Annotated in this window: 21 protein-coding genes and 1 tRNA gene; 7 read left to right on the top strand and 15 right to left on the bottom strand. The window is 64.7% G+C overall.

Annotated features, from left to right (window positions below; translation table 11 throughout):
• Window positions 1-22: 22 nt before the first annotated feature.
• Window positions 23-529: a DinB family protein gene (locus FYK34_RS15265; RefSeq protein WP_149297847.1), complete on the top strand. Its 507-nt coding sequence runs from the start codon at window positions 23-25 to the stop codon at window positions 527-529.
• Window positions 530-799: 270 nt separating this feature from the next.
• Entirely contained in the window at window positions 800-2,734 is a 1,935-nt protein-coding gene (locus tag FYK34_RS15260) for a methyl-accepting chemotaxis protein (protein ID WP_168209765.1), read from the top strand.
• Between the two features lie 350 nt (window positions 2,735-3,084).
• Here the strand turns inward: FYK34_RS15260 and FYK34_RS15255 are convergent, their stop codons facing one another.
• Window positions 3,085-3,723 carry an NAD(P)-dependent oxidoreductase gene (locus FYK34_RS15255; RefSeq protein WP_149297843.1) on the bottom strand — a complete coding sequence of 213 codons (639 nt, stop codon included), beginning with the start codon at window positions 3,721-3,723 and terminating at the stop codon, window positions 3,085-3,087.
• A 133-nt stretch (window positions 3,724-3,856) separates the two neighbouring features.
• Between FYK34_RS15255 and FYK34_RS15250 the strand changes: the two genes are divergently transcribed.
• Window positions 3,857-4,765 carry a LysR family transcriptional regulator gene (locus tag FYK34_RS15250; RefSeq protein WP_231137284.1) on the top strand — a complete coding sequence of 303 codons (909 nt, stop codon included), beginning with the start codon at window positions 3,857-3,859 and terminating at the stop codon, window positions 4,763-4,765.
• Here FYK34_RS15250 and FYK34_RS15245 read toward each other — a convergent pair.
• On the bottom strand, window positions 4,735-5,691 hold the full coding sequence (locus FYK34_RS15245; protein WP_149297839.1) for a LysR family transcriptional regulator: 957 nt from the start codon (window positions 5,689-5,691) through the stop codon (window positions 4,735-4,737). The genes FYK34_RS15250 and FYK34_RS15245 overlap by 31 nt on opposite strands.
• Window positions 5,692-5,963: 272 nt before the next feature.
• Here FYK34_RS15245 and FYK34_RS15240 point away from each other — a divergent pair, with 272 nt between their 5' ends.
• The 3 genes from FYK34_RS15240 (at window position 5,964) to FYK34_RS15230 (ending at window position 7,716) form a co-directional block, all read left to right on the top strand.
• Window positions 5,964-6,482 (top strand): glutathione S-transferase family protein, encoded by a 519-nt coding sequence (locus FYK34_RS15240; RefSeq protein WP_168209764.1) that lies wholly within the window; start codon window positions 5,964-5,966, stop codon window positions 6,480-6,482.
• Window positions 6,483-6,517: 35 nt separating this feature from the next.
• Window positions 6,518-6,602, top strand: a tRNA-Tyr gene (locus FYK34_RS15235).
• Window positions 6,603-6,696: 94 nt separating this feature from the next.
• Window positions 6,697-7,716, top strand: a complete 1,020-nt coding sequence (locus FYK34_RS15230) for a nucleoid-associated protein (protein WP_231137283.1) — start codon at window positions 6,697-6,699, stop codon at window positions 7,714-7,716.
• Window positions 7,717-7,774: 58 nt separating this feature from the next.
• Here FYK34_RS15230 and FYK34_RS15225 read toward each other — a convergent pair whose 3' ends face one another.
• On the bottom strand, window positions 7,775-8,020 hold the full coding sequence (locus tag FYK34_RS15225) for a DUF6868 family protein (RefSeq protein ID WP_149297835.1): 246 nt from the start codon (window positions 8,018-8,020) through the stop codon (window positions 7,775-7,777).
• 117 nt (window positions 8,021-8,137) lie between these two features.
• Between FYK34_RS15225 and FYK34_RS15220 the strand changes: the two genes are divergently transcribed.
• Entirely contained in the window at window positions 8,138-8,524 is a 387-nt protein-coding gene (locus tag FYK34_RS15220) for a DUF805 domain-containing protein (RefSeq protein ID WP_231137282.1), read from the top strand.
• 65 nt (window positions 8,525-8,589) lie between these two features.
• On the opposite strand, the gene FYK34_RS15215 is transcribed toward FYK34_RS15220, so the two are convergent.
• From FYK34_RS15215 to FYK34_RS15160, 12 genes are all read right to left on the bottom strand, one after another.
• Window positions 8,590-9,489, bottom strand: coding sequence for a 4-deoxy-4-formamido-L-arabinose-phosphoundecaprenol deformylase (locus FYK34_RS15215; protein WP_149297833.1), 900 nt, complete (start codon window positions 9,487-9,489; stop codon window positions 8,590-8,592).
• A 165-nt stretch (window positions 9,490-9,654) separates the two neighbouring features.
• Complete coding sequence (locus FYK34_RS15210; protein ID WP_149297831.1) at window positions 9,655-10,173, bottom strand: GrpB family protein; 519 nt, start codon at window positions 10,171-10,173, stop codon at window positions 9,655-9,657.
• Window positions 10,174-10,399: 226 nt separating this feature from the next.
• Window positions 10,400-11,443, bottom strand: a complete 1,044-nt coding sequence (locus FYK34_RS15205; protein WP_149297830.1) for a bifunctional UDP-4-keto-pentose/UDP-xylose synthase — start codon at window positions 11,441-11,443, stop codon at window positions 10,400-10,402.
• 42 nt (window positions 11,444-11,485) lie between these two features.
• On the bottom strand, window positions 11,486-12,403 hold the full coding sequence (locus FYK34_RS15200; protein WP_149297829.1) for a formyltransferase: 918 nt from the start codon (window positions 12,401-12,403) through the stop codon (window positions 11,486-11,488).
• Window positions 12,400-13,350, bottom strand: coding sequence for a glycosyltransferase (locus tag FYK34_RS15195; RefSeq protein WP_149297828.1), 951 nt, complete (start codon window positions 13,348-13,350; stop codon window positions 12,400-12,402). Before FYK34_RS15195 ends, FYK34_RS15200 begins: the two co-directional genes overlap by 4 nt.
• Window positions 13,351-13,355: 5 nt before the next feature.
• On the bottom strand, window positions 13,356-14,480 hold the full coding sequence (locus FYK34_RS15190; RefSeq protein ID WP_149297827.1) for a DegT/DnrJ/EryC1/StrS family aminotransferase: 1,125 nt from the start codon (window positions 14,478-14,480) through the stop codon (window positions 13,356-13,358).
• A 178-nt stretch (window positions 14,481-14,658) separates the two neighbouring features.
• A complete protein-coding gene (locus tag FYK34_RS15185; protein ID WP_149297826.1) occupies window positions 14,659-15,030 on the bottom strand; it encodes an SMR family transporter in 372 nt (123 codons plus the stop codon).
• A gap of 105 nt (window positions 15,031-15,135) precedes the next feature.
• A complete protein-coding gene (locus FYK34_RS15180) occupies window positions 15,136-16,788 on the bottom strand; it encodes a glycosyltransferase family 39 protein (RefSeq protein ID WP_149297824.1) in 1,653 nt (550 codons plus the stop codon).
• A gap of 104 nt (window positions 16,789-16,892) precedes the next feature.
• On the bottom strand, window positions 16,893-17,801 hold the full coding sequence (gene hemF, locus FYK34_RS15175; protein WP_149297822.1) for an oxygen-dependent coproporphyrinogen oxidase: 909 nt from the start codon (window positions 17,799-17,801) through the stop codon (window positions 16,893-16,895).
• Window positions 17,802-17,953: 152 nt separating this feature from the next.
• Window positions 17,954-18,772 carry an alpha/beta hydrolase gene (locus FYK34_RS15170; RefSeq protein ID WP_149297820.1) on the bottom strand — a complete coding sequence of 273 codons (819 nt, stop codon included), beginning with the start codon at window positions 18,770-18,772 and terminating at the stop codon, window positions 17,954-17,956.
• A 105-nt stretch (window positions 18,773-18,877) separates the two neighbouring features.
• Window positions 18,878-20,221, bottom strand: coding sequence for an ATP-binding protein (locus FYK34_RS15165; RefSeq protein WP_149297818.1), 1,344 nt, complete (start codon window positions 20,219-20,221; stop codon window positions 18,878-18,880).
• 3 nt (window positions 20,222-20,224) lie between these two features.
• On the bottom strand, window positions 20,225-20,941 hold the full coding sequence (locus FYK34_RS15160) for a winged helix-turn-helix domain-containing protein (protein WP_149297816.1): 717 nt from the start codon (window positions 20,939-20,941) through the stop codon (window positions 20,225-20,227).
• Window positions 20,942-21,047 lie beyond the last annotated feature (106 nt).

Genomic DNA, 21,047 nt, shown 5'->3' with positions numbered 1-21,047 from the left:
CCTCCAAGCGAAAGACCAGCGCATGACGAGTCCCGACCTGTTTCCCTCCTTGCTCCGCTACAAGGCCTGGGCCGATGAGGAGTTGTACGCGAAGGTGGCGGAGCTGGACGGCGCCGCCCATCCCGACCGCCGCCATCTGGCCATCCGCATTCTCAACCACATACACGTGGTGGACCGGATTTTCCGCGGCAATCTGACTGGCCAGCCGCACGGCTACGCCGCCACCAATACGCCGGACACGCCGGAGCTGGCGGCGCTGCTGGCCGCCGCGCGCGAAACCGACGCCTGGTACATAGACTACGCGTCCGGCCTGTCCGAGGCGTCGCTGTCCGACGCGGTGGACTTCACCTTCACCGACGGCGACCCAGGCCGCATGAGCCGCGCAGAGATGCTGCTGCAGGTGGTCACCCACGGCGGCTACCACCGCGGCGCGGTGGGCAGGATCTTGGCAGACTGCGGCCTGCAGCCGCCGCGCGACATCTATACCCGCTATCTGCACGACAGCGAACCGGCGCGCCGGCAGGGCTGAGCCGGACAGTGTGGCAATTGTTCAACATGAAGTTATTTATTTGAAGATATTCATCTTGACGATGTATGTCCTTGTTACAATTGCCGCCGTAATTCCGGTGGTATGAGTTCAAGATCGCGGCAAGCGATTGATCCGACTCAGCATCGCCGGCTGCAGGCAGGCGCATGATGGCGAATGCGTGGACCGATTTTTCGTCCGCCTGCCTTTGTTCCGCCCGGCGAGCCAGCTTGCCGGGTTTGCATCCATTTATTCAGTCAGGAAGCCAGCAAGATGTTCAAGAACTGGTCGGTCAAACAGAAAATCCTGGTCAGCGTGGCGCTGATCCTGCTCGTCTCGCTGGCCATCACCGGCGCCGTATCCTCCAGCATGTTCAAGTCCGCATTGACCGAGCGGCTGGAACAACATGAGCTGAAGGCCACGGTGGAGGCGATACGCAACGAGCTGGATGCGTCGATTTCGCAGCCGCTGAGCCAGACCCGCCAGATGGCGGCCAATACCTATCTGCTGGACTGGACCGCCGCCGGCGAGCCGGAGTCCGGCATTCCCGCCTGGCAGCATTACGCCAAGGCGCTGATGCAGACCTCCGGCGCGGCCATCATCTCCTGGACTTCCGAAGCCACGCTGAACATTTATATCGACCACGGCACGGTCAAGGCCGATCCCAAGGGCAACGACAAGTGGCTGGCCGACTTCCTGGCCTCCGGCCGCGAGAGCCAGTTCACGCTGGGATCGGAAACCGGCAAGCAGCAGGTGATGATGTTCGTCAACGTGCTGGCCAACAAGAACCAGCCCGGCCACCGCGTCGTGGCGGCGCTGGGCTTCGACGTGACCCAGATGGCCGAGCGCGTGCGCAAGATGGCGGTGGGCGAGCATGGCCAGGTTTACGTGGTGGACGCCTCCGGCCAGGTGCGCCTGCACCGCGACCCGGCGCTGATGCAAAAGAAAACCATGCTGGCCGACCTGCCGGGCATGGCCGGCGTCGCGCCGCAGCTCTTGAACAAGACCGGTTTCAACCTGGTGCATTTCGACGGGCCGGACGGCCCGCGCCTGGCGGTTTCCAGCTATATGCCCAATGCGGATTGGTTCGCCGTGGTGGAAATGGACCCCAACGAGGTGTACGGCGCGGTGAGCCGCACCACGGCTTGGGTGATGGGCGTGGACCTGGTGGTGATGGCGCTGTCGCTGCTGTTGATCTGGTGGGTGTCCGGCTTCATCAGCCGCCCGCTGGTGGAACTGCGCAATGCCATGCGCTCGCTCAGCTCAGGCCAGGGCGACCTGACCCTGCGTCTGCCGGTGGCCAGCCGCGACGAAACCGGCCAGGTGGCCGAGGCCTTCAACCGCTTCATGGAGCAGTTGCGCGGCATGTTCCTGCAAGTGCGCGAGCAGAGCGGCCAGCTGCACCGCAGCGCCGGCGAGTTGACGCGCATGACGCAGAGCTTGTCCAAGGGCTCGCGCTATAACGCGGACCTCAGCGAAACCACCGCGGCCACCATCGAACAGCTGTCGGTCAGCGTCAGCCACATCGCCGGCAACTGCCACGGCACGGCCGAGGCGGTGCAGCAGGCCGGCGCGCTGTCCTCGCAAAGCGCGGAGGCGGTGGGCAAGGTCAGCGTGGAAATCGGCTCCGTCGCCGCGTCCATGGACGAGGTGAAGACGGTGATGGAAGAACTGGAGCGCCGTTCCGCCCAGGTGGGCAGCATCGCCGGCGTGATCAAGGACATCGCCGATCAGACCAATCTGTTGGCGCTGAACGCGGCCATCGAGGCGGCGCGCGCCGGCGAGCAGGGCCGCGGCTTCGCCGTGGTGGCGGACGAGGTGAGAAAGCTCGCCGAGCGCACCAGCCAGGCCACGGTGGAAATCGACGACATGGTCAGCGGCATGCAGCAGGGTTCCGGCCAGGCGCGCGAGCGTGTGGCGCAGACCTATGGCGCGGTGCAGGGCGGCGTGCAGTTGGCGGAAGCGGCGCAGCGCCAGATCGCCGAGATCCAGTCCAGCATGCAGCTGGTGGTGCGCCAGGCGGCGGAAATCCGCGACGCGGCCAGCGAGCAGTCCAAGGCGACCGAGGACATGGCGCGCACGGCGGAGCAGATGTCCAACCAGGCTTCGCAGTCCGACGCCGAAATCGGCCGCGCCAGCCAGGTGGTGGCGGATCTGGAGCAGCTGTCGCAGGCGCTGGAACAGGTGGTGGGGCGGTTCAAGCTTTAACCACCTGCACACAGCGTTTTGTGGGGAGCAGTGCGTTTGTGATGCGCCCCAGTCCCGTCAAGCCTGCCGCTGGGTGGCAGGCCCGAGGTTTTAAGCGGCTGCCTGTTTGAGCCCCGCGACGTTAGCACGGGGCGAGTTCAGCCGCGCCTCGGGCCTGACGGGACCCGGCGGGAAGCCGCAGGCCAGGCTTGCAGGGTGGCCTTTAGGGGTGGAGGGGATATTTGGCCACACAAATATCCCCTCCCTGCATGCCGGGCAGCCCCGGCATTGAAAATCATCATCCGCGAGGCGGATTCGAACAAAAAGCCGCTACGGTTAACCGTAGCGGCTTTTTCATTACCGGGATAAATTCAGTAACCCACAGTGAAGCGGCTGCGCGGATGCGCGCCCTTTTCCAGTTCATCGATCATGGCGACGGCGTAGTCTTGCACCGAGATGTGGCTGTTGCCTTCGGCGTCGACTAAGAGCTGGTCCTGGCCCAGACGAAACTGGCCGGTGCGCTCGCCCGGCTGCAGCATCGCCGACGGGCTCAGCAGCGTCCAGTTCAGCTCGGTCTCGGCGCGCAGCAGGTTCAACGCTTCGCGGGCGCCTAGGGCCGAAGCCTTCCATTGTTCCGGGAATTCCGGGGTGTCCACCAGTTGCACGCCGGGGGCCACTTCCAGGCTGCCGGCGCCGCCGACGACCAGCAGGCGCGGCGCTTGCGCGGCCTTGGCCGCGGCGATGACGGAGCGGATGCCCTTGACGTAGTAGTCGAATTGCTCGGCCTGGGCGTGGCCGCTGAAGGCGCTGATCACGGCATCGAAGCCCTTCAGCTGTTCGGCCAGCGCGGCGCTGTCCTGCACGTCAACCTTGGCGGCGTCCAGATTGGCCTGCGCCTCGATGCGTTCCGGGCGGGAAACCAGCGCGGTGACGCGGTGGCCGCGGGACAGGGCTTCGTTCAACAGGGCGGAACCGACATAGCCGCTGGCGCCGATCAGTGCGATTTTCATGGTGAGACTCCTTGCTTGGTATCGAATGGAAGCGCCGCGTCGCAGCGCTGATGAACGGCATGATGCGCTTTTGAATTGATTCGATAAACGGCTCAAACCATAATTGATTGTTATTGAAAAATTGACAGTTGAAATGGGACGAGGCGCAGAAAGCAATCTGGAGGGGCTGCAGGTCTTCGCGGCGGTGGCGGAGGCCGGCGGCTTCACCGCGGCCGCCGAGCGGCTGGGCATGACCAAGGCCAATGTCAGCCTGCAGGTGGGGCGGCTGGAGACGCAGCTGGGCAGCACGCTGTTCACCCGCACCACGCGACGGGTGAAGCTGACCGAGGCCGGCCAGGCCTTGTACCTGGACGCGCAGCCCGCGCTGGCGGCGCTGCGCGACGCGTTGCTGCAGGCCGGGCATGGCGCGGCGGAGCTCAGCGGCGTGCTGCGGCTGACCGCGCCGGTCAGCCATATGGCGGAATCGGTCGCCCCGGCGGCCACTCAATTCATCCGCCAGCACCCCGGCCTGCAGCTGGAATTGCACGCGGTGGACCGCATGGTGGACCTGGTGGCGGAAGGCATGGACCTGGGCATACGCCTGGGCACGCTGCGCGACTCCTCGCTGCGCGCGCTGAAGCTGGGCGAGTTCGCCCAGCAGCTGGTGGCGTCGCCGGCGTATCTGCGCGAGCGCGGCGCGCCCGGCCATCCGCGCGCGCTGACGGAACACGATTGGGTGGCGCTGACCCTGCTGAAGACGCCGCTGACCTGGCGTTTCTCCGGCGCGGACGGCGCGGAGGAGACGGTGCGGATGCGCGGGCGGATCAAGGTGGACTCCGGCGCGTCCTTGCGCGCGCTGCTGCTGGCCGGCGCCGGCCTATCGGTGATGGACTCCTTCAGCGTGCAGGAGGATTTGCGGCAGGGCAGGCTGGTCCATCTGCTGCCGCAATGGACCCTGCCCAAGGGCGGCGTCTACGCGGTGTTTCCGCCGGGCCGCCACGCGCCGGCCGCCGCGCGGGCTTTCGTCGAGTTCTACCGCGTGCTGTTGGCGCGGCCCTCGTGACTGGGCTGAAGACGATTCTCCGGCAGCGCCGCGGCCACGCGCGGCAGCACGAAGTCGATGAAGGTCTGGTACTTGCGCGACAGCGGCGTGCGGAAGGGATGGACTAAATAGATGGGCCAGTAGTCGCAGCACCACTCCGGCAGCACGCGCGCCAGCTCGCCGCGCGCCAGGTGCCGCTGCACGGAATAATCGGCCAGCAGGGTGATGCCGTGTCCGGCCAGCGCCAGCTCCGCGCGCAAGGGGTAGTGGTCCAGATAGAGCTGGGCGGCGATGGGCTGGCGCAACAGCTGCTCCCCCCTTTTCAGCAGCAAGCCGCCTTCTTGTTCGGACTCCATCACCAGCAGCCGGTGCGCGGCCAGGTCCGCGGGTTGGCGAATGGGCGCGTGGCGCGCCAGATAGGCCGGCGAGGCGTACAGATTTTCGCTGGCGTAGCCGGCCAGCCGCGCCACAAGGCTTTCGTCGTGCACCGTGTGGGAACGGGCCGAGCGCAGGCAGAAGTCCAGCACGTCGGCCACCGGGTCCTGCAGCCGGTTGTTCACCTGCAATGACAGTTTCAATTCCGGATAAACGGTGGCCATCTCGCTGAGCGCCGAGCCCAGCACGTATTGGGCCAGGGACGAAGTGGTGCTGATGGTCAGCGGGCCGGCCAGGCCGCTTTGCGTCTCGTCCACCGCCATGCGCGCCTGCGCTACCGTTTCCCGCAGCCGCGCCGCATGCGGCCGCAGCCTCTCGCCGGCCTCGGTCAGCGCCACCTTGCGCGTGCTGCGCAGCACCAGCGCCGCGCCCATTTCCCGCTCCAGCTCCTTGATGCGCGCGCTGACCAGGCTTTTATTGCAATCCAGCAAATCGGCCGCGGCGGTGAAGCTGCCGGCGCGCGCCAGCGCGTCGAAGGCCAGCAAGTTGTCGGGCGAGGGCATTGTTTTCATATCAGGACAATCAGTCTGGAATTGGCTATTTATCCCGCATAGTGTAGCCATTACTCTGGACCGCATCATCAACTTGTCATGAAAGGCGAGGCCGAAGATGCGTTATCTGTACCGTTTTTATCCCTGGTTGTTCCAGCGTGAAATCAGCCAATGCTGCCATTTCCAGCGCGGTCGTCATTGGGCGCAGGAGGCGCGGCGGGTCATTTTGTGAATGGAGGGCGATGAGAGCCGCGTGGCGGCATGTGATATGCTTTTGTAATTTCGGTTTGAGCATGGAAATATACGGCACCAGCTATTCGCGCGCCTTGCGGGCGTTGTGGATGGCTTGCGAAATGGAAGTGGAGTTTGTCCACCATCCCTTGGCGGTGGAACGCTGCGCGAAAGATCCAGACTATCTCTCCATCAACCCTGCCGGCACCATTCCGGCTTTAGTGGATGAAGGTTTCGTGCAGGGAGAATCGCTGGCGATCAATCTCTATCTGGCGCGCAAGCACGGCCGGCTGTGGCCGGAGGACGAGCAAGGCCAGGCTTTGTCGTTGCAGTGGTCGTTCTGGGGGCAGGCTTCGCTGGAGGCGCCCTATGTCAGCTGGATGGAGCATGGCCAGTGGCTGCCGGAAGCGCTGCGGGACGCGGCCGAGCAAAAGCGCGCCGCGCAAGCTTTGCAACGGCCGCTGGATAGGCTGGAACAGGCTCTGCGGGACCGGCCGTATTTGCTGGGCCATGCCTTCACGGTGGCGGACCTCAATGTGGCCGGCATATCAACGCGCCTGCCGCATGCGGTGAATGGTTGACAGCCGGATTACAAGCCGATAAGATGCGCCGCTCTGGAGGGATTCCCGAGCGGTCAAAGGGATCAGACTGTAAATCTGACGGCTCTGCCTTCGAAGGTTCGAATCCTTCTCCCTCCACCAGATTCAGCAAAAAGCCAGGCTTCACGCCTGGCTTTTTTGCGTTCGAGCCACGGCGGCGGGCATAATCGCCGGCACGGTTTAGCGGAGGAAGAAGATGAGCATGATCATTGCGGAATCGCGGGTGGAGGCCATGGTGGTGCATCGGGTGGGCAATCCGACGCGCGGCGAACCGCTGCAGCTGTCCGAGCGGACGACGGCGGTGGACGAGGCAGTGTCCGGCCTGCTGCTGGACGGCTATCTGAAGGGCATCGTGTCGGATCGCAAGAAGCACCAGTTTGTGCACGAGACCGATCTGAACCTGAACGAGGTCTACCATTACAGCCGCCAGTTCTTCCGCGGCGAAATCGACTTTCTGGAAGTGTCGCAGCGCATCGCCAAGCATTTGTACGGTCGCTCGCAGCACCCCAATATCAGCGCCGGCGACTTGCTGGTGATCCAGTTTGCCGGCCTGTCCGACGGCGATCGCGAAATCAAGGCGCTGGGCGTGTTCAAGTCCGAGATCCGCGACGACTTCCTCACCATCATCGAAGGCGGCGGCGTGTTCGACATCAGCCATGCTTCCGGCATCAATCCGCGTTTGATAGACAAGGGCGCGCTGATTCTGGAGCACGGTCCCACCGTGTACGCGGTGGACCGGCTGAGCCGCGAAGCCAAGTTCTGGCTAGACGATTTCCTGAAGGCGCTGCGGGTGCCGGACAAGGCGTCCAGCAGCAAGATGCTGGCCAGCGTGGTGGAGCAGCTGAGCAGCGAGATCGAAGACCCGATGCAGCAGGCGCGCTTCAAGGACGAGCTGCTGACCCTGGTGGAAAGCCAGCCGGAGGAGGTGCAGGCCAAGGCGCTGACCGCCGCCGCCGAGCGCTTCGTGCCGCGCGAGCAAGTGGAAGTGGCGCTGGGCAGCGCGGCGGAATCGTACGGCTTCGAGCTGGACGACGAGGCGCGGCTGCCGGCCAAGGGCATGGCCAAGCAACTGGAGAAGACGCTGTCGCGCTATGGCGTAGGCCATGGCATCAGCGTGTTGCTGCCTGCCGGCATTACCTTGAAGAACATCCAGTCGCAAAATGATGGCGAGGGCGGGCTGACGCTGACTTTGCACTTGAACAAGCGCGATCACTGATAGCGCCAAGCTTCCCGATATGACGGCGGCTGTCTGCGGACAGCCGCCGTTTTCGCATTCAGGGCGTGCTCAGCCACAATGCGACCAACGGCGCCAGGTTGAACACGAAGACCAGGATTTTGTAGAGGCCGATGCCGCCGTAGTTGAGCAGATCGAAGGCGGGCTCGGACAGGTGGAACCAACGGCTGTGCAGCCGGTACAGCCAGCTGCGGCGGAAATAAAAAACGCTGAACCAGAGGATCAGGATGGCGTAGTGGAAGGCTAGGCTGATCAGTAGCAGGCGTTCGATTTGGGCGGTGTCCATGGCAGGGCTCCTGCTGGGTTTGAGAATATCGGGCGATCAATTTACTTGGCATTGTCATGCATATAGCATGGCGAGGCATGCCTTGAACTCGAATCCCGCGGCGCGGCATTGGCATGCGTGTCGGTCCGCAAGCCTGAAAAGCGAATCACGATGCATTGGTATTTCTCAGTCTTGTCCAAGTACGCGGTGTTCGGCGGGCGAGCGCGGCGGCAGGAGTATTGGTATTTCGCGCTGACCAATCTGATCATCAGTCTTATGCTTTTGGTCATTCAGCACCGCGTGCTGGGCGATCCGCGCGAGTGGCTGACAAATATGTACTCGCTGGCGATCTTCCTGCCGTCTGTAGCCGTCTCCGTGCGCCGTTTGCACGATATCGGCCGCAGCGGCTGGTGGCTGTGGATCATGTTCATTCCTGTGGTCGGCGTCCTCATCTTGCTGATGTTTCACTGCCAGGATAGCCAAGCGGGCGGCAATCAGTATGGTCCCTCGCCAAAAGGCGCGTGAGTGGCTAGCCCAATATGCGAAAAACCCGCCAATCGGCGGGCTTTGTCTTGAGGGCGATGCGCGGCTTATGCCTGCAGCGCCAGCGTGCCGCTGCGGCCGGGGATTTCGCCCATGACGACGCGGCCCTTGGGCAGCGCGGCGGCGTCCAGGCTGTGGAACAGGTCTATGCAACTGACTAACTCATAGCCCTGACGCTTCCAGCCGGCGAGCAGACGGTCGAAGGTGTCCATCAGCCGCATGCCTTCCAGCTCCGCGTGCAGGGTGTAGACGTGGCCGGTTTCCGGCGCGGTTTCAGTCAGTTTCAGCAGATGCTCGTGCACATTGTCGTTGCTCAAGCCATCCAGGCCTATCAGCTCGTCCAGCGTCGGCAAGGTGGTGGGCAGCTGCGGCACGCCCAGCGGTTGGCCGGCGGCGTCCACCGGCTGGAAGGCATGCGTGCCGCGGCCATCGGACGCGTAGACCATGCCCAGCTCTTTCTGGTAAGCCAGCGCGGCGTCGTTGATTTGCCAGCCGGCCGCGCCGTGGGTGCGCGCCGGTTCACCGAAGATTTCGCGGAAGCGGTCGGCGGCTTTTTTCATTTCGGCGCGGGTCCAGGCCGCATCCTTGCCGGCTACGTAATCTTGCCACTTGATGTGGTCCCAGCAGTGGATGCCCACCTCGAAGCCGGCGTCGCGCACGCCGCGCAGCAAGGCCGCCTCGCGCTTGCCGATGTCCGGCCCCGGCAGCACGGTGCCGTACAGCAGGGTGCGGATGCCGTAGTGCTCCACCACCGAGGTGCGCGACACTTTGGACAAAAAGCCGGGACGGAACACGCGCTTGATGGCGCGGCCGGTGTGGTCCGGGCCCAGGCTGAACAAAAAGGTGGCGCCGGCCTGGTGGCGCTTCAAAATCTCCATCAGCCGCGGCACGCCCTCGCGGGTGCCGCGCCAGGTGTCGACGTCTATCTTCAGTGCGAGTTTTTTCATGGTGTCATCGTAGGGCGGAAGCCCGGCCTGGCCGGGCGTTCCGCCAAGTTCCTGGCAGAGTGGGGCGGGCAAGTCATGGATGCGCCCACGCCGGCTCGCCATGGAGATTGGATGTTTCCGCGTGGGCAAGCCAGCTTGCCCGCCCTACGGTGTTTGGCAGCGAGTTTACCGCTTTGCCGCCGCCAGCGCCTCGTTGATGAAGCCGCTCTTGGCCTCGGCATAGCCGGCGCGGTCGTCGCCGTATTGCTCGGCCAATTGTTGCTTCAGCGCGGCGTAGCGTTCCCGTAACGTGGAATCGGCGCGCAGCGCGTCGCGGAACCGCAGCTTGTCGCGCCAAAAGTCCGAATCCAGCGCCACGGCATGCAAATGAACCTGGCGCGGCGGCAGGGCGGGCAGGGTGAAGTAATGCCGCTCCGGCATGGCGGCCGCCATGTGCGGCTGATGGTGAAATCCCGCTGCGGACAGCGCCGGGAAATAGGGTTCCAGATCGCTCAGCCGCGGCAGGCCCAGCAGGATGTCGATGACGGGCTTGGCGGGCAGGCCCGGCACGGCGGTGCTGCCGATGTGCTCGATGACGGCTTGATCGGCCAGCGCGCCCAGCGCGGCGCGGAGTGTCGCCGCTTCGGCGGCGAAGCGTTGCGGCCAGGCGGGGTGGTAGGGCTGGATCTCGATAGTACGGGCCATGGCTTGCCGGTAGGGTGGAAGCCCCAAAGGGGCGTTCCGCCATCAGAGGAAGCTTGTTTACTTAGGCGGGACCGCCCCTCTCCCCAACCCCTCTCCCACGAGGGGAGAGGGGCTATGGGGCAGCTCCGTAGCGCGGGTTGGCCTTGCGACCAAGCCATGCGACACGTGGTCGGCGCGCAGCGGAACACCCGGCAGCGCCGGGCTTCCGCCCTACGGCAGTTGGGGATTACTCGGACAGGTCGCGGCTGGCGGCGACTTGGTCGCGGTAGTAGTCGTAAATGCCCTTGAGCGCGTCGGCCATGGTCACGCTCGGCTTCCAGTCCAGGTCGGCCATGGTGTTGTCGATCTTGGGCACGCGGTTTTGCACGTCCTGGTAGCCCTTGCCGTAATACTGGCCGGAGGTGGTTTCCACTACTTGCACCTTGTCGGCGTTGAGCTGGTATTCCGGGTAGACGCGAGCCAGATCGATCATCATCTGCGACAGTTCGCGGATGGAGTAGTTATTGCTCGGGTTGCCGATGTTGTAGATCTGGCCGGTGGCTTTGCCGTCCTGGTTTTCGATGATCTTCATCAGCGCGGCGATGCCGTCGTCCACATAGGTGAAGGCGCGCTTCTGATGGCCGCCGTCCACCAGCTTGATGGTCTCGCCGCGCACGATGTGGCCCAGGAACTGGGTGATCACGCGGCTGGAGCCTTCCTTCGGCGTGTTGATGTTGTCCAGGCCGCCGCCGATCCAGTTGAACGGGCGGAACAGGGTGTAGTTCAGGCCTTCTTGCATGCCGTAGGCGTGGATCACGCGGTCCATCAGCTGCTTGGAGCAAGAGTAGATCCAGCGCGGCTTGTTGATCGGGCCGCAGATCAGCTCGGAGTTTTCCGGGTCGAACTCTTCGTCATGGCACATGCCGTAGACTTCCGAGGTGGACGGGAACACCAGGTGCTTCTTGTACTTCACGCACTGGCGCACGATGGGCAGATTGGCTTCGAAGTCCAGCTCGAACACGCGCAGCGGGTTGTTCACATAGGTGGACGGGGTGGCGATGGCCACCAGCGGCAGGATCACATCGCACTTCTTGACGTGGTACTCGATCCACTCCTTGTTGATGGTGATGTCGCCTTCGAAGAAGTGGAAGCGGGGGTGGTCTTTCCATTCGGCCACGCGATCGTCCTGCATGTCCATGCCGTAGACCTCCCAATCGGTGGTCTCGATGATGCGCTTGGTCAGGTGGTGGCCGATGAAGCCGTTCACGCCCAGGATCAGTACTTTTTTCATTGGATGTCCTCACTCGCCCGCAGGCGGAATAATCGAATTCTTTTACAAGGCCAACGCGTCGGCTTCGACGCGGGCCGCGAAGTTGTCGGCGGTCAGCGGCTGGCCGTCCAGTTCCGCCTCCAGCACCGCCAGGCGGCCGCCGTCGGCGCAACGCAGCCACAGCCGGCCTTCGGCGTTGTATAACTCGGCGCGCTCGCTAGCTTCCGTCGTGCCGGCGCGCAGCGTTTTCCACAATAGCAGGCGGCCGGCCGATGTATCGGCAAAGGCGCCGGGGAAGGGCCGCGTCAGCGCGCGCGTGAAGTTGTGCAGTTGCGCCGCAGTGGCGTGTCCGTCGATGCGGCCGTCTTCCGGCTTGCGGCCGCCAAAATAAGCGCCCAGGCTCAGGTCTTGCTGAAGATGCGGCGCGCTGCCGTCCAGCAGGCCGGGCAGGCTGCGCCACAGCACCATTTCCGCGGCGACGGTGACTTTGGCGAACACTTCGTCGGCGCTGTCGTCCGGCAGGATGGGCACCGCCATCTGGTCGACGATGGGGCCGTTGTCCGGCTTGACGTTCATCTGGTGCAGCGTGGCGCCGGTTTCTGCCTCGCCATGGATGATGGCCCAGTTGATCGGCACCCGGCCGCGGTACTTGGGCAGCAGCGAGCCGTGCATATTGTAAGCGCCGCGTTTGACCGCTTCCAGCAGCGGCGCCTTCAGCATGTGGCGGTAGTAAAACGAGAACAGGAAATCCGCCTGGCAGGCTTGGACCCGCTCCACCACTTCCGGCGCGTTCGGGTCGTCCGGCGTGATGCAGGCGATGCCGTGCTCGCGCGCCACTTGGGCCACGCTGGCGAACCAGATGTTCTCGTTGGGGTTGTCCTGGTGGGTCACCACCAGCGCCACGTCCACCCCGCGGCCGATCAAAGCCTTCAGGCAGCGCACGCCGACGTTGTGGTAGGCGAAAACGACGGCGCGGCTCATGCCTGCTCCTCTTTTTGTTCCAGCACCGCCTGGATCACATAGCGCGGGCGGGCGCGGACTTCTTGATAGATGCGGCCGATGTATTCGCCCAACAGGCCGATGCCGAACAGCGCGATGCCGATCATGAAGAACGCGATGGCGAACAGCGTGAACAGGCCGCCTTCCTCCGGCCCCAGGATCAGCCGGCGCAGCGCCATATAGACCACCAGCAGGCCGGAACCGGCGGACACCGCCATGCCCATCAGCGAGAACCACTGCAGCGGCACCAGCGAGAAGCCGGTCATCAGGTCGAAGTTCAGCCGGATCAGGCTGTACAGCGAGTACTTGGATTCGCCGGCGAAACGCTCTTCATGGCCGACGATCACTTCGGTCGGGTTCTGCGCGAACTGGTAGGCCAGCGCCGGGATGAAGGTGTGCAGCTCGTTGCATTGATTGATGGTGTCGATGATGCGGCGGCTGTAGGCGCGCATCATGCAGCCCTGGTCGGTCATCTTGATGCGGGTCAGCTTCTCGCGCAGGCGGTTCATCGCCCGGCTGGCCACATGGCGCCACAGGCTGTCGTTGCGCTGGCGGCGAATGGAGCCGACGTAGTCGTGGCCCTTGTCCATCTCGGCCAGCAGCACGGCGATGTCTTCCGGCGGATTCTGCAGGTCGGCGTCCAGCGTCACCACGCGCTCGCCGCGGCTGTGCTCGAAACCGGCCAGGATGGCGCGGTGCTGGCCGAAGTTGCCGTTGAACAGCACCACGCGCGTGACGTCCGGCCGCAGGGCGAACTGGTCCGCCAGCATGGCGGCGCTCTTGTCGCGGCTGCCGTCGTTGACGAACACGATCTCATAGCGGACGTTCAGCGCGTCCAGCGCCGGGTACAGGCGGTCGAACAAGGCCTGCAGCACGTCCTGCTCGTTGTAGACCGGGATGACGACGGAAAGGTGGATGGCGGTATTCATGTGTCTCAGTGTAAAACGGCGCGCAGCACGGCGCTGAAGGTTTGGCAGACGCGCAGCACGTCTTGGTCTTTCATCGTCGGGAACAGCGGCAGCGTGACGGTGCGCGCGCCGATGTCTTCGGCTACCGGGAAGTGGCCTTCGCTATAGCCTTTTTCACGGAACAGCGTGAACAGGTGCATGGCCGGGTAGTGGACGCCGACGCCGATGTGCTCGGCCTTCATGCGGGCGATGAACTCGCCGCGGCTGATGCGCATCCGCTCCAGCGGCAGCAGCGGCTGGAACATGTGCCAGTTGCTCTGCGCAAAGTCTGCCGGCGGCAGCGCGCAGCCCAGCTCGCGGTTGAAGTGCTGGAAATACAACTGGGCCAGTTCACGGCGGCGCGCGTTGAAGCCGTCCAGCTTTTTCAATTGGCCCAGGCCGATGGCGGCGGCGATGTCGGTGAGGTTGGCCTTGCCGCCCAGCACGTCCACATCCATGGTGCCGTCGGCGAAGCGGGTAACGCCCTGCAGCCGCAGCTTCTCGAACAGGCGGGCTTCTTCCGCGTTGTTCAGCACCAGGCAGCCGCCTTCGCCGCTGGTCATGTTCTTATTGGCGTGGAAGCTGAACGACACCAGATCGCCGAAACTGCCGATGCGCTGGCCATTCCAGTTGGCGCCCATGGACTGCGCCGCGTCTTCCACCACGCGTAGCTTGTGGCGGCGGGCGATGTCGTAGAGGCGGTCGCGGTCCACCGGCAGACCGGCTAGGTCCACCGGGATGATGGCGCGGGTGCGCGGTGTGATCGCCGCTTCCAGCTTGGACAAGTCGATATTGCGCGTGGCCGGATCGGCGTCGACGAAAACCGGCGCGGCGCCCACTTTCAGTATCACGTTGGCGGTGGCGATCCAGCTCAGCGGGCAGGTGATGACTTCATCGCCGGGGCCGACGCCGGCGATCTGCAGCGCCATTTCCAGCGCGGCGGTGGCGGACGCCACCAGGCGCACCGGGCGGCCGCCGCAGAAGGCGGACAGCTCCGCTTCCAGCTGTTGGCAGCGCGGGCCGGTGGTGATCCAGCCGGAGCGCAATACCTCGCCGACGGCGGCGATGGTGTCCTCGTCTATGGACGGACGGGTAAACGGCAGAAAATCCATAAGCGTCTTTTCAAAACCTTTTTGTATGGCCACGAAAACCGCGAAATGACACCAAACTCCATGGCGGCACGGCCAGCGGTTTCGTGCCGCGGCGCGTCTAGTCCTTTGAGTAAGGGCGAAGCCTTAAGGCTTCCCGACGGGGCTTTTCGCGTCCTCTCGTGGTTTCGCGGCAAAAATTTCAGCTGCGCGCGACCAGCACCACGCCGACGATGATGACGGCGATGCCGATCAGCTTCTGCGCGGTGAGAGCCTCGCCGAACATCCAGTAGGCCAGCAGCGCGTTGACGACGTAACCGATGGACAGCATGGGGTAGGCCACGCTGACCTCGACGCGCGACAGCGCCATGATCCATACCACCACGCTGACGGCGTAGCAGGACAGGCCGCCGATGATGGGCAGATTGGTGGCCAGTGACCAACCTATCGGCCAGGCGTTGGCCAAAGAGAAGTCGAAGTGGCCGATCTGGCGCACGCCGGCCTTCAGGCACAGCTGGGCGGCGGCGTTCAGCAGCACGCCGAACAATATCAATCCAAATTCAATCAGTTTCATATCGCTATCTTGGTCAGCCATGAAATCCACGAAACCACACGAAGCCAGCTCTTTAGCCGCTGCGTTGAGTTCGTGGGTTGCATGGCGAAAGTCTTATTGAGCGGGCTAAGGCTTCACCACCACCATGCGCCGCGGGTCCTGGTAGACCACCTTCATCGGCAGGCCCTGTTTCTGCAAAACGCGGTAGGTGTCGTCGCCCAGCATGGCCACCGCCTTGGGCGCGGCGCGCCAGCGCGCCTCGAACTGCTCGATATGCGGCAGCCAGCGTTGCGGCTCCTGGCCCTCGCCGAATTCGAACTCGTCGACGAAGTCCACCAGCGTCACCGGCCGGCCCGCGTAGTACGGGAAGGTCTGATCGTAATAGCGCACGGAGTAGAGTTCGCTGTCCGGCGTCAGGTAGGGGCGGATCTGGGCGACGATTTCCTTGCTGCCCTTGAGCCGGCCATAGCTGTCATGGCCGCAGGCGGCCAGGGTGACGGCGGCCAGGCTGGCGAAGGAGAGGGCGGCCACGGCGGCCAATAGTTGCTGCCGTCCCAGCGCGCGCCAGGCGAAGGCCGCGCCCAGCAGGAACACTGCCGCGGCGGCCGCGATGAAGCGGGCGAAGGGCAGGATCACGTCCAGCGGCGAGTCGGCATTGGCGAAACGGCCGGCGAAAGGCCAGGCGGCCAGCAGGGCCAGCCACAGCAGGGCAGGCAGCAGGATGTGTTTCTTCAGTTCGGCCGGCGCCATGCGGCCTAGGCTGTGCGCCAGCATCAGCGCCAGCGCCGGGAACATCGGCAGGATGTAGGACGGCAGCTTGGAGTGGGACTTGCTGAAGAAGGCGAAGATGAACACGCACCAGATCAGCAGCAGACGGCCGACGCGCAGGCCGGCGGCGCGGTCCGCCCAGGCGTCCTTGACAATGCGCGGCAGCAGCGTGGTCCACGGCAAGAGGCCCAGGATCAGATACGGCACGAAATACCACGGCGCGCCGGTGCGCTTGTGCTCGGTGGTGAGGAAGCGTTCGAAGTGCTCGCGGATGAAGAAGAAATGGGCGAAGTCCGGGTTGCGCTCCGACACCAGCACGAACCACGGCGCGCTCAGCAGGAAGAACAGCGCCAGGCCGCTGAGCCAGTGCATGCGCTTCCAGAAGGCCCATTGCCAATTGACCAGGCTGTACAGCACCAGGGTGGCGCCGGGAATCAACAGGCCGATCAGGCCCTTGCTGAGCGTGGCGCCGGCCATGGCGGCCCATACCAGCCACATCGCCCAGCGGGTTTCGGCGCGGCTGGCATCTTCGCGCTGCGCCAGCAGGAAGCCGCACAGGGCGACGGTGAGAAAGAAGCTGACGCCCATGTCCAGCGACAGGAAATGGCTGTTGGCGACGATCCAGGCCATGCCGCCGGCGGTCAAGGCCGCATAGCGGCCCGCCTCTACGCCCCATAGCCGGCGCGCGGTCAGCGCCACCGCAGCCACGCTGAGAAAGCCGGTCAGTCCTGGCCAGAAACGGGCGGCGAACTCATTCACGCCGAAGACGGCGAAGCTGAGCGCGCCCATCCAGTACTGCAGGATGGGTTTTTCGAAATAGAGCAGGCCGTTCAGCCGCGGGGTGATCCAGTCATTGCTGTGCAGCATGAACAGCGAAATGGTGGCGTAGCGGCCCTCGTCGGCGTGGATCAGCCCGCGGTAGCCCAGGCTGCCGAACCAGATCAGCGCGAACAGCAGCCACAGCGCCGTTTCCAGCGCCCGCGGCAGGGCGGTGGCCTTGGTGTTTTGCATCGGTCTTCCGGAATCTTGGGTCGAAAATCGGTTAAAAGAACGAACAGGCTAGGATACCCGATCCCGCCGTCGCTGTGCGTTGCCCGTTTGTAACCGGCCGACGCTCACACCCAATCGCGCGGCGGCAGGAAGTCGGTGTAGAGCTTGTCTTCCGCGCTGCCTGGCTCCGGCTGATAGCCGTATTCCCAGCGCGCCAGCGGCGGCATGGACATCAGGATGGATTCGGTGCGGCCGCCCGACTGCAAGCCGAACAATGTGCCGCGGTCCCAGACCAGGTTGAATTCGACGTAGCGGCCGCGGCGATAGAGCTGGAACTGGCGCTCGCGCGCGCCCCAGGCGGCGTCCTTGCGCTTGTCCACGATGGGCAGGTAGGCATCCAGGTAGCCGTTGCCGACGGCCCGCATGAAGTCGAAGCTGCGCTCGAAGCCCCATTCGTTGAGATCGTCGAAGAACAGGCCGCCGATGCCGCGCGCCTCCTGACGATGCTTGAGATAGAAATACTCGTCGCACCATTGCTTGTAGCGCGGATAGACCGCGTCGCCGAAGGGCGCGCACAGGTCGCGCGCCACCGTGTGCCAGTGCACGGCGTCTTCGTGTCGCGGGTAGAACGGCGTCAGATCGAAGCCGCCGCCAAACCACCAAACCGGCGCCTCGCCCTCTTTCTCCGCCAGGAAGAAGCGCACATTGGCGTGGCTGGTGGGCACATGCGGATTGTGCGGATGGATCACCAGCGACACGCCCATGGCCTCAAAGCTGCGGCCGGCCAGCTCCGGCCTATGCGCGGTGGCGGAGGCGGGCAGCGCGCCGCCATGCACGTGGGAGAAGTTGACGCCGGCCTGCTCGAACACGGCGCCGTCCGTGAGCACGCGGCTGCGCCCGCCGCCGCCGGCCTCGCGCTGCCAGGCGTCCTCGACGAAGCGCCCCTCGCCGTCGGCGCCCTCCAGCGCCGCGCAGATGCGGTCTTGCAGGTCCAGCAGGAAGGCTTTGACGGCGTCGCTATGCGGGTGGCTCATGCTCGGGGTCCGGTTATGTGGTGGAGCCGGGATTTTATCAGAAGCGGGAACGATGCCGACGGCTTGCGCGGCAGGAAAAAAATTGCCCGCCTGATGGCGGGCCGAGTCGTACAAAGGGATTGCAGGATAAAACGTTGGCGCGGCGGCTAGGATCAGGCCGCGGCGTAGGCCGTCCAGCCGCAGCTGGGCGACACGGTCTCGGATTTGACCGCGCTGTTGAAAAACTTCAGGCTGCGTTGCAGCACGTCGGCGCGCTCGTTGTCCACCATCACCATGTGATAGCTGTTGGACAGCGGCATGAAGTCCACCGGGCCGCCCAGGTATTGGATCAGGTAGTGGGCGGAGCGCGGGCTGGTGATATCGTCCTCGTCGGCGTGGACGATCAGCGTCGGACAGGTGATTTCGTGCAGGCGGCGCATTAGCTGGCGGCGCAGGCCGTCCACTTCGCGGATGCAGGCCAGCGGGATGTAAGCGTAGTGGAAGCGGTCGCCGCGTTCGAAGCGTTGCTGGATGGCCTTGCGGATGCGCACGTTCTTGATGCCGAACGGCGATACCTCGGGCACGCGCATTTTCTGCGCCAGGCCGGGGATGCGGTAGACAATATGGCGCGCCCAGGTCAGCTTGGGCAGGCTCCAGCCGTCCAGGAACATCGGCGGCGCGTACAGCGCCAGCTTGTCCTGATGCTTCTCGCGGCGCGCCACTTCCAGCGCCACCAGGCCGCCCAGGCACACGCCGGCCAGATGCACCACCTTGTGCTTGGTCTTCAGGGCGCGGTATTCGGCGCGAATGCTTTCCACCCAGTCTTCCCAGCCCACGCCGAGCAGGTCTTCCGGCGAGCCGCCGTGACCTGGCAGCACCGGGGTATGGGTGACGATGTCGGCGTCCTCCAGCGTGCGGCCCAGCGCGCCCAGATCGTAGGCGGTGCCGCCGAGGCCGTGTACCAGCAACGCCGCCGGTCGAGTGGAAACCATTCTGCATATTCCTGATGAGTCGATGATCGGCATTATCAGGAAAGGGGCGCAATCGGTCTGTGGGCTTCCTGTCCGCGCTTTGTGACAGTGAGTGACTTATTGCGGTCAGGCGGACGGCTGCGCAATGATCATGCGAAAACGCGCGCCGCCCAGGTCGCTGTCGCCGGCGCTGGCCTGGCCCTGGTGATGCTCGGCGATCAGGCGCACGAAGGACAGGCCCAGGCCATGGCCGCCGGTGGCGCGGTCGCGGCTGCGGTCCAGCCGCAGGAAGGGTTCGAACACCTTGTCGCGGTCTTCTGCCGGGATGCCGCAGCCATCGTCGTCCACTTCCACGATGAGCTGGCCGGGTTGGTGATACACCTTCATCCTGACCTGGCTGTGCGCGTATTTGAAAGCGTTGAGCAGCAGATTGCGCGTGGCGATGTACATCAGCTTGCGGTCGAAGGCGCCGTCTTCGCGGGGGCAGTCCAGCGTCAGCGTCAGGCCGGGCGGCTTCAAGGGCGTGACCAGGTCGATCAGGTCGTCGAACCAGTCGAACAGCTCCACGGTTTCCAGGTGCAGCGGCACTTCGCTGCGCTTGAGCTTGGTGAACTCCATGCTGGTGCTGATCAGCTCTTCCAGCTCCTTCATGTCGCGCTCCATGCCGTCGCGATAGCGCTGCCACTCGTCCGGATCCTCCTCCTCCTCCAGCATGGTCAGGCCGAAGCGCAGCCGGGCGATGGGGGTGCGGATTTCATGGGCGATGGCGTGCGACAGCGCCTGCCGCGTTTCCATCTGCCGCTCCAGCCGCGAGGCCATGCTGTTGAAGGCCAGCGGCAACGGCGCGAACAGCCGGCTGGTGGCCGAGCGCGCGCGCGCGCTGAAGTCGCCTTCGGCGAAGGCCTCCGCCGTCTGGCGCACCTCCAGCAGGTCGCTCCACAGCGGCCGCAGAATGAAGTAGAGCAGGGAGCCCAGAGTGGAGCCGGACAGCAGCATCCAGATCAGCAGCACTTCGATGTCTTCGCTGATCCAGGCGCTGTCGCTGGACTGCACGTCCAGCGGCCCCAGCGCCAGCAGGCGCTTGTCGCCGGGCAGGGCGACGAAGAGCTGCTGGCTGTCGTTGTCGAGGTAGGGCCGGCCCTGGCGCAGCAGCGGCGCCGCCTCCGCGGCGATGTCGGGCGGCACCTGCGCTACCAGCTGCAGCGGGTAGCCGAAGCGCGGTGCGAGGGCGGCCAGCTCGGCGTCCCAGCGCTGGGGAGGCTGGCTCTTCAGCCGGTCCTGAATCAAGGCGACGGTGCCGCTCATGAACTGCACCTTGCCCGCCTGGTCGCTGTTTTCGTACAGCTTGGTCACCAGGAAGCCGAAGCCGATGATGATCAGCAGCTGGATCAGCATGGTGATCAGGAAGTAACGGGCGAACAGGGAGCCCAGCGACGGCTTGAACCAGCCGCGCAGTGTTTTCGGCGACATCGCTTATTCCCAGTCGCTGCGCGAGAACAAATAGCCCTTGCCGCGCACGGTCTTGATGCGGGCCGGGGTGTCCGGGTTGTCGCCCAGCTTGCGCCGCAGCCGAGAGATGCGGGCGTCGATGGAGCGGTCCAGGCCGTCGAAGCCTATGCCGCGCAGCTCGCTCATGATGTCGTCGCGCGACAACACTTGGCCGGCGTGGGTGGCCAGCAGCCACAGCAGGTCGAATTCGGCCGTGGTCAGCTCGATCTGCTCCTCGCCCAGCACGGCCTCGCGCGTGGCCTGGCTGATGTGGAACTGGCCGAAGGAGATGCCGTCGTTTTCCACGACCACGCCGGCGTTGCCGCCCTCGGCGCGCGCGGCGCTGCGCCGCAGCAGGGCGCGGATGCGCGCCAGCAGTCGGCGCGGCTCCACCGGCTTGGCCAGGTAGTCGTCGGCGCCCAGCTCCAGACCCAGGATCTCGTCCACGTCCTCGTCGCGCGCCGTCATCATCAGGATGCGGCCGCCGTAGTGCGGGCGCACGTCGCGGCAGACATCGAAGCCCTCCTTGCCCGGCAGCATCACGTCCAGCACCACCAGGTCCGGGCGGGTCTCGACTATGGCCGCCGGCGCGGTGTCGCCGCGGCCATGCAGGCTGACCTGATAACCATGCTTGCTCAGGTAGGCTGCGATCAGTTCCGCCAGTCTGGCGTCGTCTTCCACGATCAGAATATGTTGTGCCATCGCGTTTTCGAGGGATGCAATCGTCAGCAAAAATAGTAACACGCGTTGCCGGGCTTGGCAGGCTGGGCTTTTGCTCTAATTTTTCTTGAGTTTCATTTTGCATGAC

Source organism: Chromobacterium paludis, assembly GCF_008275125.1.
Classification (GTDB): Bacteria; Pseudomonadota; Gammaproteobacteria; order Burkholderiales; family Chromobacteriaceae; genus Chromobacterium; species Chromobacterium paludis.
The sequence above is the reverse complement of the archived record's forward strand: the minus strand, read 5'-3'. Positions and strand labels throughout refer to the sequence as shown.